The sequence below is a fragment of the Nocardia sp. CDC159 genome, assembly GCF_023740735.1.
In the GTDB taxonomy this organism is placed as follows: Bacteria; Actinomycetota; Actinomycetes; order Mycobacteriales; family Mycobacteriaceae; genus Nocardia; species Nocardia pulmonis.
On record NZ_JAMRXH010000011.1, the window covers coordinates 109,972 to 135,865 of the forward strand.

Consider the following 25,894-nt stretch of genomic DNA (forward strand, 5'->3'; position numbering starts at 1 on the left):
ATACCGCCACGACATCCGGAACCCCGGACGTACCGCGTTCCGGCGACGCCGGGCCGCACACTGGTTCGGTGACTGCCACGCACGACCTACGCGGGAAACCTCATTCGGGCTCGGGGGTGCCGCATCGCGGTCACGGCCGCCTCAGCGAGGTACCGCATATCGCCGGGTTGGTGCTGGGCGTGTTCTCGGTCCTGTGCGCGCTGTGGAGCATCTCGCCCGGGCTGCGCTACCTCACCGCGATACCGCGCCGCTACATCGACGCCTACTACTTCGACGCCCCCGATACCAGCCTGGTGACCGCCCTCATGGTGGGCCTGCTCGCGGGTGCGATCGCCACCCGCAAGCGGATCGCCTGGTGGCTGCTGGTCGCGTACATGGCGCTTTTCATCCTCGCCAATGCGCTCGATGTCGCCGACGAGCGCGATCCGCACGCGCTGGTGGCCCTCGTCGTCCACGTCGCGGTGATCGGCCTGCTGATCGCGGCGTGGCCGGAGTTCTACACCCAGGTCCGCCGCGGCGCGCTGTGGAAGGCGCTGGGGACCCTGGTCGGCGGGCTGACGATCGGCTGGCTGCTGGGCTGGGGACTGATCGAACTGTTCCCGGGCAGCCTGCCGCGCGGCGTGGAGCGGCCGCTGTGGTCGGCCTCGCGGGTGGTACCGGCCGTACTGTTCGGCGCGGACAATTTCGACGGGCATCCGCCGCATTTCGTGAATCTGCTGCTCGGCCTGCTCGGCGCGCTGGCGCTGCTGGCGGCCGCGATCGTGCTGTTCCGCTCGCAGCGCTCCTCCAATGCCCTGACCGGACTGGACGAGTCGGCGCTGCGCGGCCTGCTGGAACGCTCCGATATCGAGGATTCGCTGGGCTACTTCGCGACCCGCCGCGACAAAGCGGTGGTGTTCGCGCCCAGCGGTAAGGCCGCGGTGACCTATCGCGTGGAGCTCGGCGTCTGCCTGGCCTCCGGCGATCCGATCGGATCCACGCAGGCCTGGCCGCAGGCCATCGACGCCTGGCTGCGGCTGGCCGACCAGTACGGCTGGGCCCCGGCCGTGATGGGCGCGAGCGAACTCGGTGCCCAGGCCTACCGCCAGGCCGGACTGTCGGCGCTGCGACTGGGCGACGAGGCGATTCTGGACACCCGCTCGTTCTCGCTGGCGGGCCCGGAGATGAAGCAGGTCCGCCAGGCCGCCAATCGGCTGCGCAAACAGGGCATCGCGGTGCGCATCCGCCGCCATCGCGAGCTGTCGGCGGCGGAGATGGCGCAGGTGATCCAGCGCGCCGACGCCTGGCGCGATACCGAGACCGAGCGCGGCTTCTCGATGGCACTGGGTCGGCTCGGCGATCCGCTCGACGGCGACTGCCTGCTGGTGGAGGCCGTCGAGGGCGAGCGGGTGTGGGGCATGCTGTCGCTGGTGCCGTGGGGACGCACCGGAGTGTCGCTGGATCTGATGCGGCGAGATCCCAAGGGCCCCAACGGGATCATGGAGTTGATGATCTCGCAGCTGGCGCTCACCTCCGAGCAGTACGGCATCACGAAGGTCTCGCTGAACTTCGCGGTGTTCCGCTCGGTCTTCGAGGAGGGCGGCCGCATCGGCGCGGGCCCGGTGCTGCGGCTGTGGCGCAGCGTCCTGATGTTCTTCTCGCGCTGGTGGCAGCTCGAGGCGCTGTACCGGTCGAATGTGAAGTACCAGCCGCAGTGGGTGCCGCGCTTCTTCATCTTCGAGGATCGGCGGCAGCTGGTCCGAGCGGGCGTGGCCAGTGCGCTGGCCGAGGGCTTCCTGCCGCGCTTCGGCAAACAGCCGGACGCGCTGGCGCACACCGGCCTCCACTCGGTCGTCCCGCCGACCATCACCGGACTGCACGCCGACGGCAGCCCGCCGGAACTGCCGCCGGAGGACCTCGAACCGGCCCAGCCGCGCCGCCCCGAACAGGTGCGGGTGCGCATGGACAAGCTGGCGCGACTCGAGACCGAGGGCGTGGACGCCTATCCGGTGGCCTATCCCCCGACCCACACCGTCGCCGCGGCGCGACGCTCCCCCAAGGGCACCACGGTGCGAGTGTGCGGGCGGCTGTTGCGAATTCGCGATTACGGCGGCGTCATCTTCGCGGTGCTGCGCGACTGGTCCGACGACATCCAGCTGGTGATCGATCGCGGCCGGGTCGGCGCGGCGCTGGCCGGGGAATTCGACAAGTACTTCGATCTCGGCGATCTGATCGAGGTGAGCGGGCAGATTGGACACAGCCGCCGCGGCGAGCTGTCGCTGCTCGCCCAGGACTGGCGGATGATCGGCAAATGCCTGCACCCGCTGCCGGACAAGTGGAAGGGCCTGGCCGATCCCGAGGCCCGGGTGCGCCAGCGCTATGTCGACATGGCCGTCAACGCCGAGACGCGCGAGGTGCTGGCCAAGCGCAGCGCGGTGGTGCGCTCGCTGCGGGATACGTTGCACGGCTGGGGTTTTCTGGAGGTGGAGACCCCGGTGCTGCAACAGGTGCACGGCGGCGCCAACGCCGCCCCGTTCACCACCCACATCAACGCCTACGACCTCGACCTGTATCTGCGCATCGCGCCGGAGCTGTATCTGAAGCGGCTGTGCGTCGGCGGGATGGAGAAGGTGTTCGAGCTGGGCCGGGTGTTCCGCAACGAGGGCGTGGACTACAGCCACAATCCCGAGTTCACCATTCTGGAAGCCTATGAGGCGCACAGCGATTACGAGCGGATGATGCACGCCTGCCGCCAGCTCATCCAGGAGGCGGCCATCGCCGCCAACGGCAAATGCGTCGCGGTGCGGACCGATGCCAACGGCGCGCCGGTGGAGGTCGACATCTCCGGCGACTGGCCGGTCCGGACGGTGCACGGCGCGATCTCCGATGCGATCGGCGAGACCATCTCGCCCGATACCGATGTCGAGCGCCTGCGCGTGCTCTGCGACAAGGCGGGCGTACCCCACCAGCCCGGTTGGGACGCCGGACAGATCGTCCTCGAGATGTACGAACACCTGGTCGAGGCCCGCACCGAGGCACCCACCTTCTACATCGACTTCCCCACCTCGGTCTCCCCCCTCACCCGCGCCCACCGCAGCATCCCCGGCGTGGCCGAGCGTTGGGACCTGGTCGCCTGGGGCGTCGAATTGGGCACGGCCTACAGCGAACTCACCAACCCCCTGGAGCAGCGCCGCCGCCTCACCGAACAATCCCTGCTGGCCGCGGGCGGCGATCCGGAGGCCATGGAACTCGACGAGGACTTCCTGCAGGCCCTCGAATTCGCCATGCCCCCCACCGGCGGCCTCGGCATCGGCGTCGACCGCGTGGTCATGCTCATCACCGGCCGCAGCATCCGCGAAACCCTGCCCTTCCCGCTGGTGAAGCCGCGCTGAGTACCGCCCGGGCGCTCGCGGATCGGTGAGCGTACGGCAGAGTGGTGGACGTGCAGTTGGTACTCGTGCGTCACGCTCAGCCCGAGCGCGCCCTGGCGGCCTCCGGGCCCGCCGATCCGGGGCTCACCGAGCTCGGTGTCGAACAGGCCGGGCGGGTTCCGGCCGCGCTGGCCCGGCTCGAAATCGGCGCGCATCGGATCGCGCGGGTGGTGAGCAGTCCGCAGCGGCGTGCCCGCGAGACCGCCGCGCCGACCGCCGAGAAGCTCGGGTTGCCGGTCGACGTGGTGGACGGGCTGGCCGAATACGATCGTGAGCTGCCCGCGTATGTGCCCATCGAGGCGGCGCGCGGGTGGGCGGCGGGGTCGGTGCCCGCCGATGCGAGTGCGCCGCCCGAGGAGTTGTTGGAGGAATTCCGCGCGACCTATCGCCGTATCAAGGCCGGCTATCTGCCCGAGCAGATCGACGGCCCGGCCTTCGTCGCGCGGGTGCTCGCCGCGGTCGACGAGATCGCCTCCACCACGGCGCATTCCGATACGGTCGTCGTGTTCGCCCACGGTGGTGTGATCAACGTGCTCCTGCAGGATGTGCTGGGCCTGGCGCGCCCGCTCACCTTCCCGATCGACTACTGCTCGATCACCCGAATCCTCTACTCCCGCGCCGGCGCCCGCACCGCCGCGACGGTCAACGAGAACGGGCACGTGTGGGATCTGTTGCCACGCAATATCGCCGCCGGTCAAGGTCGGGACTGAAACTCCCAGCCGATTCAGAGCTGACTCGCAGCGTGCTCTCAGTGTGGCGTTGTTGGATGGGCTCGACGAGGGCCGCTCCTACTGCGGGGGAGCGGCCCTCGTCGTCTGCGCGGCCCCGAAACACGAAGTGGGCCGCTCCCGGGGGGAGCGGCCCACTCGAATTCGCCCGTGCGAGCGGATATTTCACGCCATTCCGGCGATCCAGTTGTGCATCCAGCTGATCGCGGTCTGGCCGCCGCCGACGTAGTAGTTGCCGTAGGAGGTGTGCGTGCCGGAGCCGTAGAACTGCTCCAGCTGCTTGACCCGCTGTTGGTTGGCGTCGTCGGTGAGCTGGGCCTGCAGCGTCGGAATACCGCCGTGGGCCATCAGATCGCCGATGATCGAACCCGCCTCCAGCTGATAGCGCCACAGGTTGGCCGCCGTCGCGCCGGAGGCCTGCGCCAGGAAGCCCGCGAAGCGCGTGACGTAGTCCTGATCGTCGGTCGCGCAGTACAGATCGCCCGCCGCGCAGATGGTCCGCACGCGATCGCTGAGGAAGCCGAAGCCGCCCGGCCGCGGACCGCCCGCGCCCGCCCCGCCGACCGCCGGGCCGACCTGCACATCCAGCGGCGAGCGCCGCGGATCGGAGATCAGGCCGACACCCGCGACCCGATCCGGCGGCACCACGCCGAGGCCGGTGCCGATCTCGGCGGCGAGATCGCCCGCGGCGTCGGCGCCCTGGCTGTAGCCCACGAGCGCGATGTGGGTGGCCCCGCAGCGAGCCGCCATCGCGCCGATCAGCCCACGCGCGTTATCGATGGCCTGCTTCTTCGAGGCGCCGTAGACATCGCCCTCCCACGGGAAGGCGGTGGCGGCGTAGTCCACGTAGTCGACCTCGGTCGAGCGCGGCAGCCCACGCGTGACACCGGCGAGCATGCCCGGACCGTGCATATCCTCGGGACGGTGCTCGCCCGTCTCCCAGGTACCGGGAATGGCAACGACATACAGCTTCGGACAACCGGGATCCGCTGCCGCGGTGCCCGTTCCGAGCGCCATGCCGGACAGTACCGCTACCGCTGCCCCCGCAGCCGCGACAAACTTCTTCAACCGCATACTGCTCCAGTTCAAGCCCGCCCCGGCACCAGGGCATTCCGTCGATTCGCTGACATGGTGAAGTCGCCGTCTTGCGGGCTGGTGAACCCGCGGCGAACACATTCGCACACTCGTCGGTTCGAGCGCAGCCGTATTCGGTTCGGCGCCACACCGGTGATCAGGATAAAGGCCCCTTGCGCCAGAGGCTATTCGACGCTTCGAGAACGTCCGATTTCCGTCGATAATCCCGATTCGGCGATGGGTCCACGGCAATGCGAACGGGGCGCCCACGACGAGATGTCGTGAGCGCCCCGCGGGTCGAGCGGAATCAGCGTTGGGCGACCGCAGTCGGAACGATCGGCGCGGGCAGGGCGCTGTCGCCCTCCAGGTACCGGTCGACCGCCGCGGCGGCGGCCCGGCCCTCGGCGATGGCCCACACGATCAGCGACTGGCCACGGCCCATATCGCCCGCGACGAAGACGCCGGGGACAGTGGTCTGCCAGTCGTTGTCGCGCTTGACGTTTCCGCGCTGGTCGTAGCCGACCCCGAGATCCTCCAACAGACCCTGCTTCTGCGGACCGGTGAAGCCCATGGCCAGCAGAACCAGATCGGCCTCGAGCGTGAATTCGGTGCCCTCGACCTTTTCGAAGCGGCCGTTGACCATCCGCACCTCGTGCGCCTGCAGCGCGGTGACCTTGCCGTCCTCGCCGACGAAGCGCTCGGTGTTGACCGAGTACACCCGCTCGCCACCCTCCTCGTGCGCCGAGGACACCCGGTACATCAGCGGGTAGGTCGGCCACGGGGTGGAGTCGGCCCGGGTCTCCGGCGGGCGCGGCATGATTTCGAACTGATGCACGCTCGCCGCACCCTGGCGGTGTGCGGTGCCCAGGCAGTCCGCGCCGGTGTCGCCGCCGCCGATGATGACGACCTTCTTGCCCCGGGCGTTGATCGGCGGCAGGCCGTCGGAGTCGGTGATCGGATCACCGAGCTGCACGCGATTGGCCAGCGGCAGATACTCCATCGCCTGGTGCACGCCGTCCAGCTCGCGGCCCGGCACCGGCAGATCGCGCGCGATCGTCGCGCCACCGGCGAGCACCACCGCGTCGAAGCGCTCGCGCAGTTGCGCGGCGGTGATGTCCACGCCCACGTTCACGCCGGCCTTGAAGATGGTGCCCTCGGCCTCCATCTGCGCCAGGCGGCGATCGATGAAGCGCTTCTCCATCTTGAATTCCGGAATGCCGTAGCGCAGCAGGCCGCCGATGCGGTCGTCGCGCTCGAACACCGTGACCGTGTGACCCGCGCGGGTGAGCTGCTGGGCCGCGGCCAGGCCGGCCGGACCCGAACCCACCACGGCCACCTTCTTGCCGGTCAGCCGGGTCGGATAGACCGGGGTTACCCAGCCGGAGTCGAAGGCGTTCTCGATGAGCTCGACCTCGACCTGCTTGATGGTCACCGGGTCCTGGTTGATGCCGAGCACGCAGGACGCCTCGCACGGCGCGGGGCACAGCCGCCCGGTGAATTCCGGGAAGTTGTTGGTGGCGTGCAGGCGCTCGATACCCTCGCGCCACGCCCCCCGGTACACCAGGTCGTTCCATTCGGGAATCAGATTCCCCAGCGGACAGCCGTTGTGGCAGAACGGAATACCGCAGTCCATACAGCGGCTGGCCTGCTTCTGGAGGGTGTCGTGCGAGAAACCCTCCTCGTAGACCTCTTTCCAGTCCATCAGCCGCAGCGGCACCGGTCGGCGCTTCGGCAGTTCGCGGCTGGTGTGCTTCAGAAATCCCTGTGGGTCAGCCACGTGCGGCCTCCATAATTGCCTCATCCACATCCCGCCCGGCCTTCTCCGCCTCGGAGATGGCGAGCAGAACCTTCTTGTAATCGCGCGGCATGACCTTCACGAAGTGGTTCACCTGCTGCGACCAGTCGCTCAGAATGCGCTCGGCCACGGCCGAACCCGTCTCGTCGCGGTGCTGGGCCACGATGTCGCGCAGCCAGGTGAAGTCGTCACCGGACAGCGGTTCGACCGCGTCGGCCTGCTCGCTCGACAGGTTCGCGCCGAAGGTCCCGTTCGGGTTGTACACGTAGGCGACACCGCCGGACATGCCCGCGCCGAAGTTGCGCCCGGTCTCGCCGAGGATCACCACGCGGCCGCCGGTCATGTACTCGCAGCCGTGATCGCCTACGCCCTCGACCACCGCGGTGGCGCCCGAGTTGCGCACGGCGAACCGCTCGCCGACCACGCCGCGGATGAAGGCCTGACCGTTGGTGGCGCCGAACAGGATCACGTTGCCCGCGATGATGTTCTCCTCCGCCGCGAACTCGCGCGGGGCGTTCAGCGACGGGCGCACGATCAGGCGACCGCCCGAAAGACCCTTGCCCACATAGTCGTTGGCGTCACCGAACACCCGCAGCGTGATACCCGCCGGGACGAACGCGCCGAAGCTGTTACCCGCCGAACCGGTGAAGGTGATGTCGATGGTGTCGTCGGGCAGGCCCGCGCCGCCGTAGAGCTTGGTGACCTCGTGGCCGAGCATGGTGCCGACGGTGCGGTTCACGTTCGTGATCTTGGTCTCGAACTTGACCGGCTTACCGCGCTCGAGCGCGTCGGCGGCCTGGGCGATGAGCTGGTTGTCCAGCGCCTTGTCCAGACCGTGGTCCTGGGTCTTGGTGCAGCGGCGGTCCTGGTACATGAACGCCGTCTCGACATCGTCGAGGATCGGCGACAGGTCCAGCTTGCTGGCCTTCCAGTGCTCCTTGGCCTTGGTGGTGTCGAGCAGATCCACCCGGCCGATCGCCTCGTCCAGCGAGCGCAGGCCCAGCGAGGCCAGCAGCTCGCGCACCTCCTCGGCGATGAACAGCATGAAGTTCTCGACGAACTCCGGCTTACCCGTGAAGCGCTGACGCAGCACCGGATTCTGGGTCGCCACGCCGACGGGGCAGGTGTCGAGGTGGCAGACGCGCATCATGATGCAGCCCGAGACCACCAGTGGCGCGGTCGCGAAGCCGTACTCCTCCGCGCCGAGCAGCGCGGCGATCATGACGTCGCGGCCGGTCTTCATCTGACCGTCGACCTGCACCACGATCCGATCGCGCAGGCCGTTGAGCAGCAGCGTCTGCTGGGTCTCGGCCAGGCCGAGCTCCCAGGGGCCGCCCGCGTGCTTGAGCGAGGTGAGCGGGGAGGCGCCGGTGCCGCCGTCGTGACCGGAGATCAGCACGACATCGGCATGCGCCTTGGACACACCCGCGGCGACGGTGCCGACGCCCGGCTCCGCGACCAGTTTCACGTGAATCCGCGCCTGCGGGTTCGCGTTCTTCAGGTCGTGGATCAGCTGCGCCAGATCCTCGATCGAGTAGATATCGTGATGCGGCGGCGGCGAGATCAGGCCGACGCCCGGCGTGGAATGCCGCACCTCGGCCACCCACGGGTACACCTTGTGCGCCGGAAGCTGGCCGCCCTCACCGGGTTTCGCGCCCTGCGCCATCTTGATCTGGATATCGGTGCAGTTGGTGAGGTAGTGCGCGGTCACGCCGAAGCGGCCGGAGGCCACCTGCTTGATCGCGCTGCGCCGCCAGTCGCCGTTCTCCTCGACCTCGAAGCGGGCCGGATGTTCGCCGCCCTCACCGGAATTCGACCGGCCACCGAGGCGGTTCATCGCGATCGCGAGGGTCTCGTGCGCCTCGGCCGAGATCGAGCCGTAGCTCATCGCGCCGGTGGAGAACCGCTTGACGATCTCGCTCGCGGGCTCGACCTCCTCGAGCGGAATCGGATTGCGCCCCTCGGCCTTGAACTGGAACAGACCGCGCAGCGAGGCCAGCCGCTCGGACTGGTCGTCGACGAGCTTGGTGTACTCCTTGAAGATCTGGTACTGGCCGGTGCGGGTGGCGTGCTGCAGCTTGAACACCGTGTCCGGGTTGAACAGGTGGTACTCGCCCTCGCGCCGCCACTGGTACTCACCGCCCACCTCGAGCTCGCGGTGCGCGCGCTCGTTGTGGTTCTCCAGGAAGGCGATCCGGTGCCGCGCCGCAACCTCGGCCGCGATGTCGTCGAGACCGATGCCGTCCAGCGGGGAGGTCAGACCGGTGAAGTACTTGTCGCACAGCGACTGCGACAGGCCCACGACCTGGAACAGCTGCGCGCCGCGGTAGGAGGCGATGGTGGAGATGCCCATCTTGGACATCACCTTCAGCACGCCCTTCCCGGCCGCCTTGTTGTAGTTGGCGACCGCCTTGCGGTAGTCGGCCGCGAGATCGCCGGTGCTGCCGGGCATCTGCAGCGCGCCGCGCTCGAGCATGTCCTCGATCGACTCGAAGGCCATGTACGGGTTGATCGCTGCCGCGCCGAAGCCGATCAGCATGGCCATGTGGTGCACCTCGCGGGCGTCACCGGCCTCCACGACCAGGCCGACCTTGGTGCGGGTGCGCTCGCGCACCAGGTGGTGATGCACCGAGGAGGTGAGCAGCAGCGACGGAATCGGCGCCAGCTTCTCATTGGATTCGCGGTCGGACAGGATGATGATCCGCGCGCCGCCGTCGATGGCCGCCGAGACCTGCGCGTTGATGGCGTCCAGTGCCTTGCGAAGTCCCTTGCCGCCCTTCTTCACCGGGTACAGGCCGTGTACGACCACCGAGCGCAGCTCCGGATGCGAGCCGTCGTCGTTGATGTGCACGAGCTTGGCGAGCTCGTCGTTGTCCAGAATCGGCTGGGTCAGCGTGATCTGACGACAGGACTCCGGGGTCGGGTGCAGCAGGTCGGCCTCCGGGCCGATCATGCTGCGCAGGCTGGTGACGACCTCCTCCCGGATGGCGTCCAGCGGCGGGTTGGTGACCTGCGCGAACAGCTGCGAGAAGTAGTCGAACAGCAGCCGCGGGCGCGACGAGAGCACCGCGATCGGGGTGTCGGTGCCCATCGAACCCAGCGCCTCGCCCCCGGTGGTGGCCATCGGTGAGATCAGCAGGCTCAGTTCCTCGGTGGTGTAACCGAAGATCTGCTGCCGGATCTTCACCCGATCGTGGACCATGTGCACATGCGGGCGGTCGGGCAGATCGCTCAGCTTGGTCGGACCGTTGTCCAGCCACTCCTGGTACGGATACTCCGCGGCCAGCTGCGATTTGATCTCGTCGTCGCGGATGATCCGGCCCTGCGAGGTGTCGACCAGGAACATGCGGCCGGGCTGCAGGCGGGCCTTCTTCACGACCTTGGCCGGGTCGATGTCGAGCACGCCGACCTCCGAGGCCATCACGACCAGGCCGTCGTCGGTGACCCAGATGCGCGAGGGGCGCAGGCCGTTGCGGTCGAGCACCGCGCCGATGACCGTGCCGTCGGTGAAGCACACCGAGGCCGGGCCGTCCCACGGCTCCATGAGGAAGGAGTGGTAGCGGTAGAAGGCGCGCTGCGCCGGATCCATCGACTCGTGCCGCTCCCATGCCTCCGGGATCATCATCAGCACGGCGTGCGGCAGGCTGCGCCCGCCCAGGTGCAGCAGTTCCAGCACCTCGTCGAAGCGGGCGGTGTCCGAGGCGCCCGGGGTGCAGACCGGGAAGATCTTCTCCAGCCGGTTGTTGCCCTCGTGGTCGACACCGAAGACGTCGGAGTTCAGCAGCGCCTCGCGGGCCCGCATCCAGTTCTCGTTGCCGGTGACGGTGTTGATCTCGCCGTTGTGCGCGACGCGGCGGAACGGGTGGGCCAGCGGCCAGGACGGGAAGGTGTTGGTGGAGAAGCGCGAATGCACGATGCCCAGCGCCGACTCCACCCGATCGTCCTGCAGGTCCAGGTAGAACGCCCGCAGCTGCGGGGTCGTGAACATGCCCTTGTAGACGAAGGTCTGCCCCGACAGGCTCGGGAAGTAGACGGTCTCCTTGCCGACCGGACCCTCACCCGCGCCCAGCTTGCCCAGCTCGTGCTCGACCCGCTTGCGCACCACATAGGCGCGGCGCTCCAGGTCCATGCCGGACAGCTGCTCGTCCGAATCCTGCGGCGAGGCGATGAACAGCTGACGGAAGGTCGGCATGGCATCGCGCGACAGCGCGCCCAGCGAGGATTCGTCGATCGGCACCTCCCGCCAGCCGAGCACCTCGAGGTTCTCCTCGCGGACGATCTTCTCGACGTGATAGGCGGCGCGCGCGGCCTCGCGGCGGGCCTGCGGCAGGAAGGCGATACCGGTGGCGTAGGAGCCCTCCGGCGGCAGCTCGAAATCGACGATCGCCCGGAAGAACCGGTCCGGAATCTGGATCAGGATGCCCGCGCCGTCACCCGAATTGGGTTCGGCACCGGCCGCACCACGGTGCTCCAGGTTCAGCAACGCGGTAATGGCCTTGTCGACGATGTCGCGGCTGCGGCGGCCGTGCATGTCGACGACGAATGCGACGCCGCAGGCGTCGTGCTCGTTCGCCGGGTCATACAGACCGATGGGTCCAGGGGACCTGTGGCCAGGAAGTTGCGTCATGCCCTCTGCCTTCAAATACAGGCCTTCGAAGAATGCGGCCTTCGTCGAACGCCTTACGTCTAGACTGCGCCCGGACGTTTTGGAGACCAGCGGCGCTGATGGTCATCCCGTGCAGTCAACTCTCCAGTTGTCCACCCGCTTCGGATGTCTTAGTCGGGTGCTCGGCGGTTGCGGAACTTACGAGTTCCTTACGCGCCGCGCCGGTATCGCCCGCTAGGCTGTACGCCACTGGCTCGTGGCCGGATCGGGCGGTGTAGCCGGGCATTTCGTACCCGGCATCAAGAGCAAACGATAAGTCAGGACCTGAGCCCAACCAACTTAGGTTGTGCTAATTATGGCGTCTACCTGGGCGTCTTCATCGGTCCTCCACTACCTGCGCGTTCTCCAGTGTAAAGCAGGCAACGCGGATACCTGAGTCGGATTCACCACTGCGTCACGCGCCCGCGCGACAGCGCCGCCGGAACCGGGCCGAGAGTTCCGGGACGCCCTCTCACCTGCATCGCAGCAGAATTCCCAGCCGACGCGGCGGACAAACCGGAATGTAAGGCGGCTAACTTCCCGGACACCTGAACGAGACATTCTGGATACCAGAACAACGAGCTACGCCAATGTTCAGACCGTACGGAATGGTTTGGCTGGCGCCAGCCCAGCACAACTACAGCAAACGGTGGCTGTGCAATATGTCACATTAGCTGGGGCTGCACAGCGCGGCGCCCGCCCGGACCAGAGCGGCCTGATGCAACGCATCCGTCCGACCGGAGGTCAGCGCGGGAAAGACGCTGGTCGCCAGGCGTTCGGCGCAGTGCGGGCCGGACAGTTCGGCTCGATGCGCCGCCAGCTGCGCGAGGATCTCCCCGTTGACCCGATCGATGATCGGCCGGACGGCGAGCAGATTCGGTGCGCTCGTCGGTGCGGCGGCCGGATCGAAGCGCCAGCGCGCGAGCAGGCCGCGCTGGACCATCTTGTTGGCCTCGATCTGCCCGGAGAACACCTGCCGCACCCAATCGCCCGGCAGCCCGAGCTTCGCACCCGCCTCGACCATGGCGTCGTAGACCTGCGCCTCGCGGACCGGATCGTCGATGACCGGTTCGACGCCGCTCGCGGCCGCACTCACCCATTTGGCCGCGGCGACCGTATCGCCGGTCTCCAGCCGTTCCAGGGCCAGCTCGACGACCCGATCCAGCGGCCGGTCGGCCGCTGCCACGGCGGGCGGCACTGGCTGGGCCGTCACGGTCGGCGCCTCACCGACCAGCACCCCGAAGGCCACCGCGGCCGCCAACACCAGTGCGGAACCACGCATCCGCGAACCTCCCGTCGTCACGAGCACCCACCCTCCGAGAATAGGGAGCCGCTATCACCGGCGCTCGCCGACACCGGGCAGCGTGTGAGCCTGACCACAACACCCCCGCCCCACTCGGTGGAATTCGAACCCGCCTGTCAGGCTGGGACCGGCTTGCGAATACGACTGGGACGTAGAGGATGTGAATCCCCATGACCTTCGGCGGCCCCTCTACTTCTTCCCTCACCTGGCTCGGCGGCGCGGGACCCGAGATCGACGATCCCCACGAACGTTCCGGCTATGCCGTCGGCGGTGCGGCGGTGTTGCTGTTCGCCGCGGTCGCGGGCCTCGCCGTCGCGCTCGCGGGCCACGCGGCACACTGGCCGCTCGCGGTCGTCGCGGTGCTGGCCGTGCTCGCCGCGCTGCTCGTCGGATCGATCGCGCGCGCCCTGGCCACCGCGTCACTGTCGGGGCGAATGCAGTCGTCGGCGCGCCGACGCGGTGATCTGTTCGGCCGCATGGCGATCGCGGCGCTCGCCGGTGTGCTGATCGCCGAACTCGCGAGCACGGTACTGCTCGGCGGCACGGTCGATCGGTCGCTGGACGAACGGGCAAGGCGCGAGGCCGAATCCGCGCCGACGGTGGTCACCGCCCGCGGCCGGCTCGATCAGGCCCGCGCCGATCGCGCCGCGCTGGACCGGACGATCAGCAAGGCGCAGGGCGATATCGACCAGGCCCTGGTGGTCGCGCGCTGCGAATACAATCCGACGGACCAGTGCCCGCGGACCAGGATCACCGGCGTGCCCGGCCGCGGTCCGGAATCGCGGACCGCCAACGCCATGCTCGAGGACGCCCGAGGTCGACTCGCGGCCGCGCAGAACCAGATTCCGCCCCTGGACGCTCGGATCACCGATCGGGAACAGGACCTCGACCAGGCCCGTACCGCGGCCTTCCACACCGGCGACCGCGGCCTGGGCGCACGCTGGCTGGCCATGCACGACTACACCCTCGGCCACGGCGGCGCACTGCTGCTGCGATCGTCGATCATCGTGCTCGGCGTGCTGCTGGCCCTGCTGCCGCTGCTGCTGCGGTGGTGGCGCGGGGAGACCTCGTTCGACCGCCGCAGGGCCGCCCGTACGGTGACCGAGCGGGCCGAGCAGGCGGCCGCGGAGGCGATCGCCGTCCAGCGCGCCCAGGTGCGGGTGGAAACCGAAAAGCTGCGCGCCGACCAGGAATTGGCGTCGGCCCGGCTGGCCGCGCACGCCGAGACCGCCATCGATCGCGAGCGCCAGCGCAAACGCATCATCGCCGCGATCGGCAACCTCGAGATCGGCGTCACCGAACCGCAGCGCCGCGCGGTGGCCGAATTCGAGGCGCTCGCACAACTTCCGGCCGGTGCTCCGGCCGCGGATCGAAAGGACAGCCCCGTGTCTCAGGAGGGGAATACGCCCAACCTGCCCGCCCAACTCGCCCCGAGCGCACTCGCCCCGACCGGTCCCGCGGGCGCGGTGGTCCCGGCGCAGCCCGCCGCCCCGCCCGCCAAAAAGAGTGGCGGCCTGGAGCTTCCAGTAATCGGCACGGTCCCGTTCACCGATACCGCCGCCCGCTGGATCCGGCCGCTGGTACCGTCGTTCGTCGCCAATGCCATCGACACCGCGACCAGTCCGCTGCGGACCGTGCGCCAGGCCTTCGAGGAGGCCGAGGAGATCACCTTCACCCTGCGCCGCACCCGCAAGGTCACGGTGAATTCGGAGGATTCGGCCCAGCCCTACGCCCCGGCCGGATATCAGCTGCGGCCCGACCAGCCCGGCTATCCGCAACAGGTCGCGGCGCAGGTGGTGGACGCACAGTATCCGCAGGCGTACCACGATCCGCGCTATTCGGCGCTGCCGTCGAGCCAGGGCGGTCATGGGCTGCCGGGGACGGATCGGCGCGATGCCCTGCCGGGGCGGGCGGGCGGCGGCGAGCTGGAGCATCGCGGTCCGCGTGAGCTGCCGCCCGGTTCGCGGCCGGAGTAATACGCGTCACAGCCGAAACGAGTTGGCCGCCAGTTTGTTTCACGTAAAACATCGAAAATGTCCTGGCACCGAGCCTTTCGTCGGTGTCGAGGCGACGACCGGAGGGACTCCCGCGGGCGAACTCATAGCCGCACGCCATCGCCGCCAGCGGCGATGCGGTTGACTGGGCGAGTGATCGAACACGAGGTGGTCGGCGTCTTCTGCGGTCCCCACGGGGAATTCGGCAACGAGCTGGGCGTCGTCCGCGCCGCGCCCGAATCCGACGAGCAGCGCCGCACCATCGCCCGCACGCTGGGCTACAGCGAAACCGTCTTCATCGACGACGCCGCCCACGGCGTGATCGATATCTGGACCCCGTCCACCCGCCTGCCGTTCGCGGGCCATCCCTGTGTCGGCACCGCCTGGCTGCTCGGCGCCTCGACGCTGACCACCCGCGCGGGCCGGGTCGACGCCCACCGCGACGGCGAGCTCAGCTGGGTTACCGCCCAACCGAATTGGGCCACCGACCGCACGCTGCGGCAGTACCCGACACCCGCGGCGGTGGACGAGCTGGACGTCCCGCCACCCGGCGCGTGGATCTATGCCTGGTCCTGGCGGGACGAGCGCACCGGCCGCATCCGCGCCCGCGCCTTTCCCGGCCGCGGCGACGGCATCGATGAGGACGAGGCGACCGGAGCCGCCGCCCTGCTGCTCACCGCGAAACTCGACCGGCCGCTGGTGATCACCCAGGGCCGCGGCTCGGTGATCCGCACCCGGCCGCTGCCCGACGGCCGCATCGAGATCGGCGGCCGGGTGCGTACGGTTACGACGCCTCGGCGGTGACGGAGAGCTCCCGCACCCCGCGGATCGCGAATTCCGGGCGCTGCACCGGTTCCGCGGCCAGGCGCAGCGACGGCAGCTGCCCGACCAGTTCGGTCAGTGCCGCCGTCACCTCCACCCGCGCCAGTGCCGAGCCGAGGCAGTAGTGAATGCCCGCGCCGAAGCCGAGATGCGGGTTGGGTGCGCGGCCGATGTCGAGCCGGTCCGGATCCGCGAAGACGCGCGGGTCGCGGGCGGCCGCGCCGAGCAGGGCGGCGATCTTGTCGCCGGGTGCGAGGCGGTGTCCGGCGATCACGACCGCGGTGGTCGCCGTGCGCTCGAATATCTGTAGCGGCGAGTCGTATCGGATCAGCTCCTCGGTCGCGGTGGCCGCCAGGCCCGGATCGTCGACCAGCCGCTGCCACTGGTCGCGATGACGCAGCAACGCCAGCACGCCGTTGCCGATGGTCTGCACGGTCGCCTCGTGTCCGGCCATCAGCAGCAGGACCGCGGTCGCGACCAGTTCGTCATCGGTGAGGCGCCCACCCGCGTCGGTGACCGCGACCAGATCGCTCAGCAGATCCCGTTCGGGGCGAGCGCGGCGTCGGACCACCAGGCCGCGCAGATAGGCGACGAATTCCGCCGCGGCGCCCTCGGCCTCGTCGCGTCGCCGCTCCGGCGGGCTGGGCTCGTACATCTTCACGATCGCGTTGGACCACGGCCGCAGCAGCGTTCGATCGGATTCGGGCACGCCGAGCAGATCGGCGATCACCTGGACGGGCAGCGGCGCGGCCAGCAATTCCAGCAGATCCGCACTGCCGGATTCGGTGATCGCCGTGCGCAATTGGGCGACCGCGGTCACGGCGCGCCGCCGCACCGCGGTCCGCAGCCGTTCGACATGACCGCGGTCGAATGCGGCCGAGACCAGGCCCCGTAACCTGGTATGGGTCGGCGGTTCGCTCTCCAGGATCGAATGCCGGTGCAGCAGATTGAAATTCGGAAACCGAGCCGCCGGTTGCGCATCGGCCCAGATCCGCCCGAGCCCGCGCTCGCGCAGTACCCGGGCGGCCGCGGCATGCGATACCGCGATCGCCGCGCCGAGCCCCGGATGCGGATGCACCTCGCCGCGTTCGCGCAGCCGGGCGAAGACCGGATAGGGATCGGCCAGAAACTCCGGATCCGCCGGGTCGAAGGGCCACTCGCTCGCCCGGGGCGGCGGCGGCGGGACAGCGCTCATGACAGCTCACACTAGGACGACGCCGGGGTTTCCGCCGTCCCTCCACCACGCCGCCCCAACGGCCGACGCGACCGAAACCCGACGCTCACCGAGCGAAGCGCGACGATGCCAGGCCCGGTCAGTGCTCCGCGCCGACCCGGGGGCGTCCCGTGTCCCGTTCCGCCGCTTCGTATTCCACGCGGGTCGGAGCGGTTGCCGCACGGGCGGCGAAGAACCCGACGAACAGCAGGATCAGCGCCGTGGCGATCGCGGCGACGTGCACACCGGTGACGAATGCCTCGTGCGCCGAGTTCAGCAGCGTCGTGGCCACCGGCTCGGGTAGGTCGCGCGCGGTTTCGACCGCGCCGCCAAGGGATTCGCGGGCCGTCGCGAACTGCGACTCCGGCACCCCGCCGACGTCCAGACCGTGCCGGAACACCGCCATGACCACGCTGCCGAGGATCGCGACGCCCAGGGCCACACCGGTCTCGTAGGCGGTTTCCGACACCGCGGCCGCGGCGCCGGCGCGCTCGACCGGGGCGGAGCCGACGACCATATCCGACGAAATCGTCAGCGCCACACCGACGCCCGCGCCGACCAGCAGGAAGCCCGCGACGAACGGCAGGACCCCGGCGGCCGGATCGGCGCTCAGCAGGACGAACAGCGACGCACCGGCGGCGGCCACCACGAGCGCGACACCGAGCACCAGCCCCGGCCGCCACAGCCGCACCAGCCACGCCGAGGCCAGGGCCGCCACCATGCTCGCCAGCATGCCCGGAAGCAGAAGCAGCCCGGCGTCCAGCGGCGAACGGCCCAGCACCAGCTGCAGATACTGCGAACCGAAGAACAGCACACCGGCCAGCGCGAACACCGACAGCAGATTGGTCAGCACCGCGGTGCGGAATTTCGGCAGCGCGAACAACCGCAGATCCAGCATCGGATCGGCGAGCGCCCGCTGCCGACGCACGAACAGCACGCCCGCGAGCACGCCGACCGCGGCGACACCGATCGGCACGAGATCGAAACCGTGCGCGGCGATCTCCTTGACCGCGTACACCACCGGCACCAGCGCCAGCATCGACAGACCGGCGCTGATCAGATCGAACCGGCCCGGATTCGGATCACGCGACTCCGGCACCAGCACCGGACCCAGCACCACGAGCGCCAGCATGACCGGCAGGTTGATCAAAAAGACCGAGCCCCACCAGAAGTGCTCGAGCAGCCAGCCGCCCAGCACCGGGCCCAGGGCCGCGCCGCCGCCCGCCATCGCGCTCCACACCGCGATCGCGATCGTGCGCTGGCGCGGATCGGTGAACATGGCCCGGATCAGGCCCAGCGTGGCGGGCATGAGGGTGGCGCCCGCGACGCCCTGCAGCACGCGCGCGGCGATCAGCATGTCCGGGCTGACCGACCAGGCCGCGACCGCCGAGGCCAGGCCGAAGCCGACCGCGCCGAGCAGCAGCAGGCGGCGGCGGCCGATGCGATCACCGAGCGCACCCATGGTCACCAGCAGACCCGCCAGCACGAACGAGTACACGTCGATGATCCACAGCAGCTGCGGCGTAGTGGGGGCCAGATGGGCACTGATGGCGGGCACCGCGATGTCCAGCACGGTCGCGTCGACGGAGATGAGCAGCAGCGCGAGCACCAGGACGCCGAGCCCGCCCCAGTCCCGAGCGGTGGCCCGGCGCGGGGTGGCGATGGCGGTGTTCATGGTTTCTCTCGACTTTCGTCCCGATTGTTTAACCGTCCAGACGGTACAGTAACAGAATTACCGTCCGGACGGTACAGTGATGCCCGTGACAACGACCCGCGACCGGATCCTCGACGCGCTCGAGACGCTGCTGGTGGACAAGGGCATGTCCCAGGTGACCCCGGAGAATGTCGCGGCCGCCGCGGGCGTCTCCAAGGGCGGCCTGCTGTACCACTTCAAGAGCAAGGACGCCCTGCTGGCCGGGCTGGTCCGCCGCCTCGGCGAGCGGGCCGACGAACAGCTGCGACAGGCCACCGCCCAGGGCAGATCGGTCGCCGAGTGGTATCTGCAGACCCCGAATCCGGACAACGACGCCGACGCCCTCGAACTGGCCCTCTATCGCTCGATGGTCGCGGCCATGCGCACGGTCGAGGCTCCGCACGACCCCGCCGACGACGAGGTGCAGCGCGCCCTCGCCGATGTCATGACCTCCTGGAAGGACGGCCTCGACGCCGAGCTCGACGACCCCGTCCGGGCCGAACTGATCCGCCTGGTCGGCGACGGTGTCTACCTGCGCGCCCTGCTCGGACTCCCGCAGACTCCGCCGGAGCTGTATCGCGCGGTGATCGACCGCTTGCTCGACCGCTGAACAAGATTCGAGACGGTTAGACTCGGCGCGTGTGTCCAGCCGCTCCGGGTCGGGCCGGGCTGTCGTCGGCTCCGGCCGGGTTCGGTGTGGGGTCGGAGGCGGACGGTGAGGCGGTCCCCATTCGGCCGCTGGGATTCCGGGAGCTGCTGGATCTGCCGTTCGCGGTGCTGCAGAGCGAGATTCGGTTACTCGCCGGGCTGGTCGCTCCGGCATTCGTCGTCGCGGCGGCCGCGGTGGTCGCGATCACCGCGGCCGGATCCGCGGCCACGGACGGTTCGGACGCGGGAACGGCCGGGGCGGCAATCGGTTCCACGGCGGTGTTCGCCTGGCTGCTGCGCCTGTTCGTGCGCGGGGTCGCCACGCCGATCGGACTGGCCGCCGTGCATCGCCGCGCGATCGGGTGGCGCGCCGCCCTGGCGGGGCTGCGGGCCGAGCTCGGGCCGCTGCTGGCATTCCAGGCGATGTACACCCTGATCGGGATCGCCGTGCTGGTGCCGGGCATACCCCTGCTGATCACCCTGCTGCCCGCGCTGGTCTGGCTGGGTCGGCTGCGGGCGAAGCGGTTCGCGGTGCTGCCGGTGCTGTTCGAGGAGTCGGCGTCGTACCGGGTCGCGGTCGCGCGCGCGAAAGTCCTTGCCGCCGGCGCGGAATGGCAGCTGGCCTGGTTGTGGGTGTATCTGCGCGCGCTGCTGCTGGTGCTGATGGTTCCGCTGCTCGCCATCCCGCTGTTCCTGTCCGACTTCTCCGGTACGCACCGCTGGGCGGTCATCTCCCTGATCACCGCGGCCGTGCTGTTGATCACCGCATTCACCGAGGTCGTGGACTCCATCACCCGCGTAGTGAGCTATGTGGACCGCCGCTGCCGCCGCGAGGGCTGGGATATTCGCATCCCGGCGGGAGGGCCGACCCGATGACACCGGACGAACAGCCGCGGCCGGAGGCCCCCGCCCCGGACGTGCCCGCGCTGGGACCGGCGGCCGACCATCTCGCGGCCGCCGAACAGGCCGCCGGGCGCGGCGATTTCGACGCCGCGGTGCGGGAGCGCTTTCGCGCGGTCGTGCGCGGTCTGGAACAGCGCGGGGTGCTCGAGGTGCGCCGAGCCCGCACCGCGCGCGAGACGGCCGACGCCGCCCTGGCCACGGTCCCCGAACAGGCCGCCGAACTGCCCACGGTGGCACGCGGATTCGACGAGGTCGTCTATGGCGGACGTCGTGCGACCCCGGACGAGTACGAGCGGCTCGCGCACGCCGACCGCTTCTCCCAGGCGCCGCCCCCGCCCCCGGAGGCCGTCGAGGTGGTCGTCCGCGAGCGCTCCCCGCGCGGCTGGCGGCGTCCGCCGCCGCTGCCGGAACTGCTGCGCAATCCCAGGTTCTGGGCGATCGTGCTCGGCGTGCTCGTGGCGGCCCTGATCGTCTACCTGCTGGTACGCCTGGCCGCGGCCCCGACCGCGCCGCCGCCCCGAGAACTTCCCCAGCCGCCCGACCGCCCGGGCCTGCCGCGCCCGAACCCCGGCGAGGGCACCGACTCGATCTTCCAGCGCCTGCCGGACTGGCTGGCCTACGGCGGATTACAGCTGCTGATCTGCGCGGCGATCGTCGTGTGGTGGCGGGCGCGGCGGCGCGGGGCCCTGGTTGGCGAGCCGCGGCCGGTGGAGGTGGCGGCCGGTGAGCTGCTGGCCGGACAGGCCCGGCTGTATCGCCGCTCGGGCGACCGCGAACACGTCGCGGCGACGCTGCGCGCGGCGACGCTGCGGCGGATCCGTCCCACCCTGGGCCTGGCCGCGGACGCGCCGCCCGATCGCGTCGTCACCACGATCGCCGCGCGTCTGGGCACCGACCCGCGGGGGATCGGCGCCGCGCTGTTCGGCCCGGTGCCCGACGACCAGGCCCTGCAATTCGTTGTCGCACAACTGGACCGGATCGAATCGGAGCTCGGATGACCACGGTGGACACCAACCACACCCCGACCGCCGAGGACGCCCATCGGGCGTTCGGCGCGCTGCGCGCCGAGATCGGCAAGGCCGTCGTCGGCAACGACCAGGCGGTGATGTTCCTGGTGCTGGCGCTGCTGTGCCGCGGGCACGTGCTGCTGGAAGGCGTTCCGGGCGTAGCGAAGACGCTGCTGGTGCGGGCGCTGGCGACGGGCCTGGACCTCGAGCACACCCGGGTGCAGTTCACTCCGGATCTGATGCCCGGCGATGTGACCGGCTCGCAGATCTACGATCCGCATTCGGCGGAATTCACCTTCCGGCGCGGGCCGGTGTTCACGAATCTGCTGCTGGCCGACGAGATCAACCGCACGCCCCCGAAAACCCAGTCGGCGCTGCTGGAATCGATGGAGGAGCGCCAGGTCTCGGTGGACGGCAAACCGCGGCCGCTACCCGAGCCGTTCGTGGTGGTGGCCACCCAGAATCCGATCGAGCAGGAGGGCACCTATCCGCTGCCGGAGGCGCAGCTCGACCGGTTCCTGTTCAAGGTCGATATCCGGCTGCCCGGCCGCGACGACGAATTCCGCATTCTGCAGCGGCATGCCGCGGGTTTCGATCCGCGCGATCTGGCCGCGGCGGGACTGCGTCCGGTGGCCGGCCCCGCACATATCGCCGCCGCCCGCGCCGCGGTCGCGCAGGTGACGATCGGGCCGGAGGTGCTGGCCTACATCGTCGATCTGTGCCGGGCCACCCGGAGTTCACCCGCCGTGCGGCACGGGGCGTCCACCCGCGGGGCCACGGCGCTGATGGCCGCCGCACGGGCGCTGGCCTGGCTGGGCGGCCGCGGGTTCGTCACGCCCGACGATGTGAAGAACGTCGCGGTGGCGGTCCTGCGGCACCGCCTGCAGTTGCGGCCCGAGGCCGAATTGGACGGTGCGACCGCCGAAGGCGTGATGTCGTCGCTGCTGCTGTCGGTCCCGGTTCCGGTGTAGCCCATGGTCGTCACCGGTCGGCTGGCGGCGCTCGCGGCGGGGGCGGGGCTGGTCGTGATATTCGCGGTGCCGTCGTGGGTGGGGGTCGTCGCGGCGACCGGCCTGCTGGCGGTGCTGGCGGGCGTCGATGCGGCCCTGGCGGGCCGGGGAATCGGATTGGAGTTGTCGCGGCCGCCGCTCACGACGGTGCGCACGGGACGGACCGCCGAGGTGGAGCTGACGGTGCTGAACTCCGGCGACCGCGTGCTCCGCGGGCTGCTGTGGGACGACTGGCCGGACAGCGCGGGAGCCACCCACCACACCCATCGACTCACCCTGCCGCCCAATACGAAAACCCGCTGCACCACGCGGTTGCGGCCGGAGTATCGCGGCGATCGCGTGGCCGGACCGGTCACCGTGCGGCTGTTCGGTCCGCTGGGGTTGGCGGGCTGGCAGAGTCGCCGCGAGGTGCCCGCGCGGGTGCGCGCGCTGCCGCCGTTCCGCAGTGAGCGGGTGCTGGCCGCCAAGGTGAAACAGTTGCAGCAGTTGGAGGGCCGCACGGTGACGAACACCCGCGGCCAGGGTTCGGAGTTCGACTCGTTCCGGGAATATGTCGCGGGCGACGACGTGCGCGCGATCGACTGGCGTGCCACCGCCCGCGCGACCGATGTGCTGGTGCGCACCTGGCGTCCGGAACGCAATCGGCATGTGCTGATGCTGCTGGACACCGGCCGCACCGCCGCGGCCCGCATTGGCGACGGCACACGCCTGGACATCACCATCGAGGCCGCCCTGCTGCTGGGCGGCCTGGCCGCCGCGGCCGGTGACACCGCCGACTTGCTGGCCTACGACCGCGCCGTGCGCGCCGACGTCCGCGGCGTCACCGGGAAATCGTTGCAGCCCAAGCTCATGCACGCCCTGTCCGGCGTGGTCCCCACCCTGGTCGACACCGACACCCCCGGCCTGGTCCGCGCCGCCCTGCGGCGCGCCCGCCGCCGCAGCCTGGTCGTCTGGTTCACCAGCCTCGACGCCGCCCTGGTCGAGGAGAACCTCACCCCCGTCCTGCCCGTGCTGACCCAGCGCCACCGCCTCCTGCTGGTCTCCCCCACCGATCCGGACCTGGCCGCGGCCGTCACCTCCCGCACCGACCTCTACACCGCGGCCGCCGCCGAAACCCTCCGCACCGAACGCGCCCTGATCCAGGAGTCCCTGCGTCGCAAGGGTATCGGCGTGATCACCGCCGCCCCCACCCAACTCCCGGAGGCCCTCGCCGACGAATACCTCGAACTGAAGCGCTCCGGAGCCATCTGATTGCGGCTTCCAGGAACCCTTCTCAGCTCCGTCAGGCGGGACGAGCCCACATGAGGTCGGATGGGGGCGGGGACGGGCGCGGCGGCAGGAGAGGGGCGAGGGTGCGGCGCTGGCGTTCGGAGATGACCGCGCCGAGGATGTGGACGGGCGGGTAATTCGGTGGGGGGACCCGCAGGCGCTCGCAGACGGCGGCCACCAGGGCTTGTCCCAGGGCGGCTTGCGTTTCGGGGGTGAGGGTGCGGTGGCGGGTGAGGTATTGCCGGATGGGGAGGGCCAGGTCCTCGGTCAGGGCGGTCAGATCGAGTCGCTGGGACCAATCGTGCAGCCACGGCGGGGTGGCGGCCAAGGCCGGCAAGGGGATTCGGGCCCGGTCGTGCACCACCACGGTGCCCGCGAGGATGTCGCCGACCCGGCGGGCCCGCGGGGAGCACAGCGAGGTGAGGACCGCGACCACGCCGAGCAGGCCCAGTCCCCAGAAGTCGACGATCGCGCCCGCGAGGCCGCGGGTGAGGGCGTGCCGGAAATCGATCGGGCCGCCGTCCGCGCGGACCACGCGCAGGCCCAGGAGCAGCTTGCCGACCGTGCGGCCGCGCAGCAGGGTTTCGCAGGTGATCGGATAACCCGCCACGACCGCCACGAACACCAGCAGCATCGCGGCATCCAGCCAGGCGCTATCGGGCTCCAGCCGCACCAGCAGTATCACCACGCCCACGAACAGCAGCCAGGCCAGGACGAGCTGCACCGCCAGATCGATGAGGAAGGCCGCGGCGCGCGTGGGAATCCGCGCGATCGGCAGCTCGAGGGCGACGGCCTCGCCGGTGGTGAAGACGGCCATGATTCCCCCAGCCTAGGGCCTGCGGCACCGACTAGCCTCGGGCACGGAACAATTCGAACACGGGGAGGCCACCGATGGACGTGGACGCCTATGCCTACGCGCACCGGCCGTCCTGGGACCGGCTCGACCGGCTCACCCGGCAGCGCCGCCTGACCGGCGCGGAGGCCGACGAACTGGTGGCGCTGTACCGCCGCACCTCCCAGCAGCTGGCCCGGCTGCAGTCGCACTCCCCCGATCCGGAGCTGATCGCCGGGCTCAGCGCGCTGCTCACCCGCGCCCGCGCCCGGGTGCTGGGCACCCGCGGCGAGATTTCGCGCGAAATAGGACGGTTCTTCACCCATCGCTTTCCCGCGGCGGTGTATCGGGCCTGGCCGTGGTGGGCCGGGGTGGCGGCGGCATTCCTCGCGGTCTCGGCGGTGCTGGCGATCTGGGTGTCCGGATCGGGTGCGGCGCGAAAGGTGTTGGGGCTGCCCGCCGATACCGACGATCTGACCGCACCCGGCGGAGCCTTCGAGACCTACTACTCCGAACATCCGCACGACGCGTTCGCCGCCCAGGTGTGGACGAACAACGCGTGGGTCGCGGCGGTCGCGCTGTTCACCGGGTTGTTGCTTCTGCCCGGCGCCCTTGTGCTGTTCATGAACGCGCTCAATCTCGGCGTCTCGGCGGGCCTGATGGCCGACGCCGGTCGGCTCGAGGCCTTCTTCGGCTTCATCCTGCCGCACGGAATGCTGGAGCTCACCGCGGTTTTCGTGGCCGGTGGCGCGGGCCTGAAGCTGGGCTGGACACTGGTCGACCCGGGACGGCTCAGCCGCGCCCGGGCGCTGGCCCGGCAGGGCCGCGCGACCGCGACGATCGCACTGGGCCTGGTGGCGGTCCTGCTGGTGTCGGGTCTGATCGAGGGTTTCGTGACTCCGAGCGGCTGGCCCGCTCCCGCGCGGATCGGTGTCGGCCTGGTCGCCGAGCTGGCCTTCCTGACCTATGTCTTCGTGATCGGCCGCCGCGCCGCGCTGGAGCCGGCAGCTACCGATCCGCTCATCTCCGGCTAACCGAGCGCGTCGAATCGCTGCGAGGCGTACGGAGAGGAAATCCAGAACCGGGTCGGACATACCGGATTTGAGGACCACTGGCCGCAGCGAGTCCAGCTCAGCTGCGGCCAGCGTTGCCTACAACTCTACACAATCGTTATCCCGATGCAACCACCCACACCGCGGTCGGGCGTATACGTGACCAGGCCGAAACCGGCACTCCGAGAGCGCTCTTGACACCCTCGTGCAAATTCTCAGCGTCCGCCGGGGGCGGCACCGGGACACTTCCACACAACCACCGCCCGACCCCTCCCGTTCATCCCGATTTCAGCAATCGCGAACCATACCGAGAGCTCCGTTTCACATTTGCGGCTTCCGGACCGAAGAGCCAGCGATAGGCCGACCGACCCGGCCCGAACTGGCCGTTTACCTGCCGAATAGGAAATGACCGTGAGGTTGCCAGCCAGAAAACAAACTCAAAGTTCGTTATACGCCGCCAATCCGAGACGCTCACCTGGCAACGCAGATCCGATCG

At 69.9% G+C, this 25,894-nt stretch carries 17 protein-coding genes; 10 read left to right on the forward strand and 7 right to left on the reverse strand.

Annotated features, from left to right (window positions below; all coding sequences use genetic code 11):
* Window positions 1–68 precede the first annotated feature (68 nt).
* Both lysX and NDR87_RS23535 read left to right on the forward strand, forming a co-directional pair.
* On the forward strand, window positions 69–3,371 hold the full coding sequence (gene lysX, locus NDR87_RS23530) for a bifunctional lysylphosphatidylglycerol synthetase/lysine--tRNA ligase LysX (RefSeq protein WP_372494276.1): 3,303 nt from the start codon (window positions 69–71) through the stop codon (window positions 3,369–3,371).
* Window positions 3,372–3,421: 50 nt separating this feature from the next.
* Complete coding sequence (locus tag NDR87_RS23535) at window positions 3,422–4,120, forward strand: histidine phosphatase family protein (RefSeq protein ID WP_251915422.1); 699 nt, start codon at window positions 3,422–3,424, stop codon at window positions 4,118–4,120.
* 183 nt (window positions 4,121–4,303) lie between these two features.
* Here the strand turns inward: NDR87_RS23535 and NDR87_RS23540 are convergent, their stop codons facing one another.
* The 4 genes from NDR87_RS23540 to aroQ all read right to left on the reverse strand — a co-directional run bounded on the left by NDR87_RS23540 (window position 4,304) and on the right by aroQ (window position 12,934).
* Window positions 4,304–5,155 carry a cutinase family protein gene (locus NDR87_RS23540; protein ID WP_251915423.1) on the reverse strand — a complete coding sequence of 284 codons (852 nt, stop codon included), beginning with the start codon at window positions 5,153–5,155 and terminating at the stop codon, window positions 4,304–4,306.
* A 364-nt stretch (window positions 5,156–5,519) separates the two neighbouring features.
* On the reverse strand, window positions 5,520–6,989 hold the full coding sequence (locus NDR87_RS23545) for a glutamate synthase subunit beta (protein ID WP_251915424.1): 1,470 nt from the start codon (window positions 6,987–6,989) through the stop codon (window positions 5,520–5,522).
* On the reverse strand, window positions 6,982–11,634 hold the full coding sequence (gltB, locus tag NDR87_RS23550) for a glutamate synthase large subunit (protein WP_251915425.1): 4,653 nt from the start codon (window positions 11,632–11,634) through the stop codon (window positions 6,982–6,984). Before gltB ends, NDR87_RS23545 begins: the two co-directional genes overlap by 8 nt.
* A 688-nt stretch (window positions 11,635–12,322) precedes the next feature.
* The gene (gene aroQ / locus NDR87_RS23555; protein WP_251915426.1) at window positions 12,323–12,934 is read right to left on the reverse strand and encodes a gamma subclass chorismate mutase AroQ; all 612 of its coding nucleotides are present in this window, start codon (window positions 12,932–12,934) and stop codon (window positions 12,323–12,325) included.
* Window positions 12,935–13,125: 191 nt separating this feature from the next.
* Here aroQ and NDR87_RS23560 point away from each other — a divergent pair, with 191 nt between their 5' ends.
* Together NDR87_RS23560 and NDR87_RS23565 are read left to right on the forward strand one after the other, a co-directional pair.
* A complete protein-coding gene (locus NDR87_RS23560; protein ID WP_251915429.1) occupies window positions 13,126–14,931 on the forward strand; it encodes a DUF4407 domain-containing protein in 1,806 nt (601 codons plus the stop codon).
* A gap of 171 nt (window positions 14,932–15,102) precedes the next feature.
* A complete protein-coding gene (locus NDR87_RS23565; protein WP_251915430.1) occupies window positions 15,103–15,753 on the forward strand; it encodes a PhzF family phenazine biosynthesis protein in 651 nt (216 codons plus the stop codon).
* Here NDR87_RS23565 and NDR87_RS23570 read toward each other — a convergent pair.
* Together NDR87_RS23570 and NDR87_RS23575 are read right to left on the reverse strand one after the other, a co-directional pair.
* Window positions 15,734–16,966, reverse strand: a complete 1,233-nt coding sequence (locus NDR87_RS23570) for a cytochrome P450 (protein WP_251915432.1) — start codon at window positions 16,964–16,966, stop codon at window positions 15,734–15,736. The two genes, NDR87_RS23565 and NDR87_RS23570, sit on opposite strands and share 20 nt — an antisense overlap.
* 118 nt (window positions 16,967–17,084) lie before the next feature.
* Window positions 17,085–18,659, reverse strand: coding sequence for an MFS transporter (locus NDR87_RS23575; protein WP_251915434.1), 1,575 nt, complete (start codon window positions 18,657–18,659; stop codon window positions 17,085–17,087).
* Between the two features lie 79 nt (window positions 18,660–18,738).
* Here NDR87_RS23575 and NDR87_RS23580 point away from each other — a divergent pair, with 79 nt between their 5' ends.
* The 5 genes from NDR87_RS23580 to NDR87_RS23600 are packed head-to-tail and all read left to right on the forward strand — an operon-like array spanning window position 18,739 to window position 23,496.
* The gene (locus NDR87_RS23580) at window positions 18,739–19,287 is read left to right on the forward strand and encodes a TetR/AcrR family transcriptional regulator (RefSeq protein WP_372494277.1); all 549 of its coding nucleotides are present in this window, start codon (window positions 18,739–18,741) and stop codon (window positions 19,285–19,287) included.
* Window positions 19,288–19,316: 29 nt separating this feature from the next.
* Window positions 19,317–20,201, forward strand: a complete 885-nt coding sequence (locus tag NDR87_RS23585; RefSeq protein WP_251915436.1) for a hypothetical protein — start codon at window positions 19,317–19,319, stop codon at window positions 20,199–20,201.
* Entirely contained in the window at window positions 20,198–21,226 is a 1,029-nt protein-coding gene (locus NDR87_RS23590) for a DUF4129 domain-containing protein (protein ID WP_251915438.1), read from the forward strand. The genes NDR87_RS23585 and NDR87_RS23590 overlap by 4 nt, the downstream gene beginning before the upstream one ends.
* On the forward strand, window positions 21,223–22,206 hold the full coding sequence (locus tag NDR87_RS23595) for a MoxR family ATPase (RefSeq protein ID WP_251915441.1): 984 nt from the start codon (window positions 21,223–21,225) through the stop codon (window positions 22,204–22,206). The genes NDR87_RS23590 and NDR87_RS23595 overlap by 4 nt, the downstream gene beginning before the upstream one ends.
* Window positions 22,207–22,209: 3 nt before the next feature.
* On the forward strand, window positions 22,210–23,496 hold the full coding sequence (locus NDR87_RS23600; RefSeq protein ID WP_251915443.1) for a DUF58 domain-containing protein: 1,287 nt from the start codon (window positions 22,210–22,212) through the stop codon (window positions 23,494–23,496).
* A 31-nt stretch (window positions 23,497–23,527) separates the two neighbouring features.
* Here the strand turns inward: NDR87_RS23600 and NDR87_RS23605 are convergent, their stop codons facing one another.
* Window positions 23,528–24,331 carry an RDD family protein gene (locus NDR87_RS23605; protein ID WP_251915445.1) on the reverse strand — a complete coding sequence of 268 codons (804 nt, stop codon included), beginning with the start codon at window positions 24,329–24,331 and terminating at the stop codon, window positions 23,528–23,530.
* Between the two features lie 74 nt (window positions 24,332–24,405).
* Here NDR87_RS23605 and NDR87_RS23610 point away from each other — a divergent pair, with 74 nt between their 5' ends.
* Window positions 24,406–25,380, forward strand: coding sequence for a stage II sporulation protein M (locus NDR87_RS23610; RefSeq protein ID WP_251915447.1), 975 nt, complete (start codon window positions 24,406–24,408; stop codon window positions 25,378–25,380).
* Window positions 25,381–25,894 lie beyond the last annotated feature (514 nt).

Bases quoted from the DNA above. Each gene is read 5' to 3' on its own strand.
- aroQ (WP_251915426.1), bottom strand. From the start codon at position 12,934: ATGCGTGGTTCCGCACTGGTGTTGGCGGCCGCGGTGGCCTTCGGGGTG.
- NDR87_RS23590 (WP_251915438.1), top strand. From the start codon at position 20,198: ATGACACCGGACGAACAGCCGCGGCCGGAGGCCCCCGCCCCGGACGTG.
- NDR87_RS23605 (WP_251915445.1), bottom strand. From the start codon at position 24,331: ATGGCCGTCTTCACCACCGGCGAGGCCGTCGCCCTCGAGCTGCCGATC.
- NDR87_RS23595 (WP_251915441.1), top strand. From the start codon at position 21,223: ATGACCACGGTGGACACCAACCACACCCCGACCGCCGAGGACGCCCAT.
- NDR87_RS23610 (WP_251915447.1), top strand. From the start codon at position 24,406: ATGGACGTGGACGCCTATGCCTACGCGCACCGGCCGTCCTGGGACCGG.
- gltB (WP_251915425.1), bottom strand. From the start codon at position 11,634: ATGACGCAACTTCCTGGCCACAGGTCCCCTGGACCCATCGGTCTGTAT.
- NDR87_RS23570 (WP_251915432.1), bottom strand. From the start codon at position 16,966: ATGAGCGCTGTCCCGCCGCCGCCGCCCCGGGCGAGCGAGTGGCCCTTC.
- NDR87_RS23575 (WP_251915434.1), bottom strand. From the start codon at position 18,659: ATGAACACCGCCATCGCCACCCCGCGCCGGGCCACCGCTCGGGACTGG.
- NDR87_RS23580 (WP_372494277.1), top strand. From the start codon at position 18,739: ATGCCCGTGACAACGACCCGCGACCGGATCCTCGACGCGCTCGAGACG.
- NDR87_RS23600 (WP_251915443.1), top strand. From the start codon at position 22,210: ATGGTCGTCACCGGTCGGCTGGCGGCGCTCGCGGCGGGGGCGGGGCTG.
- NDR87_RS23560 (WP_251915429.1), top strand. From the start codon at position 13,126: ATGACCTTCGGCGGCCCCTCTACTTCTTCCCTCACCTGGCTCGGCGGC.
- NDR87_RS23540 (WP_251915423.1), bottom strand. From the start codon at position 5,155: ATGGCGCTCGGAACGGGCACCGCGGCAGCGGATCCCGGTTGTCCGAAG.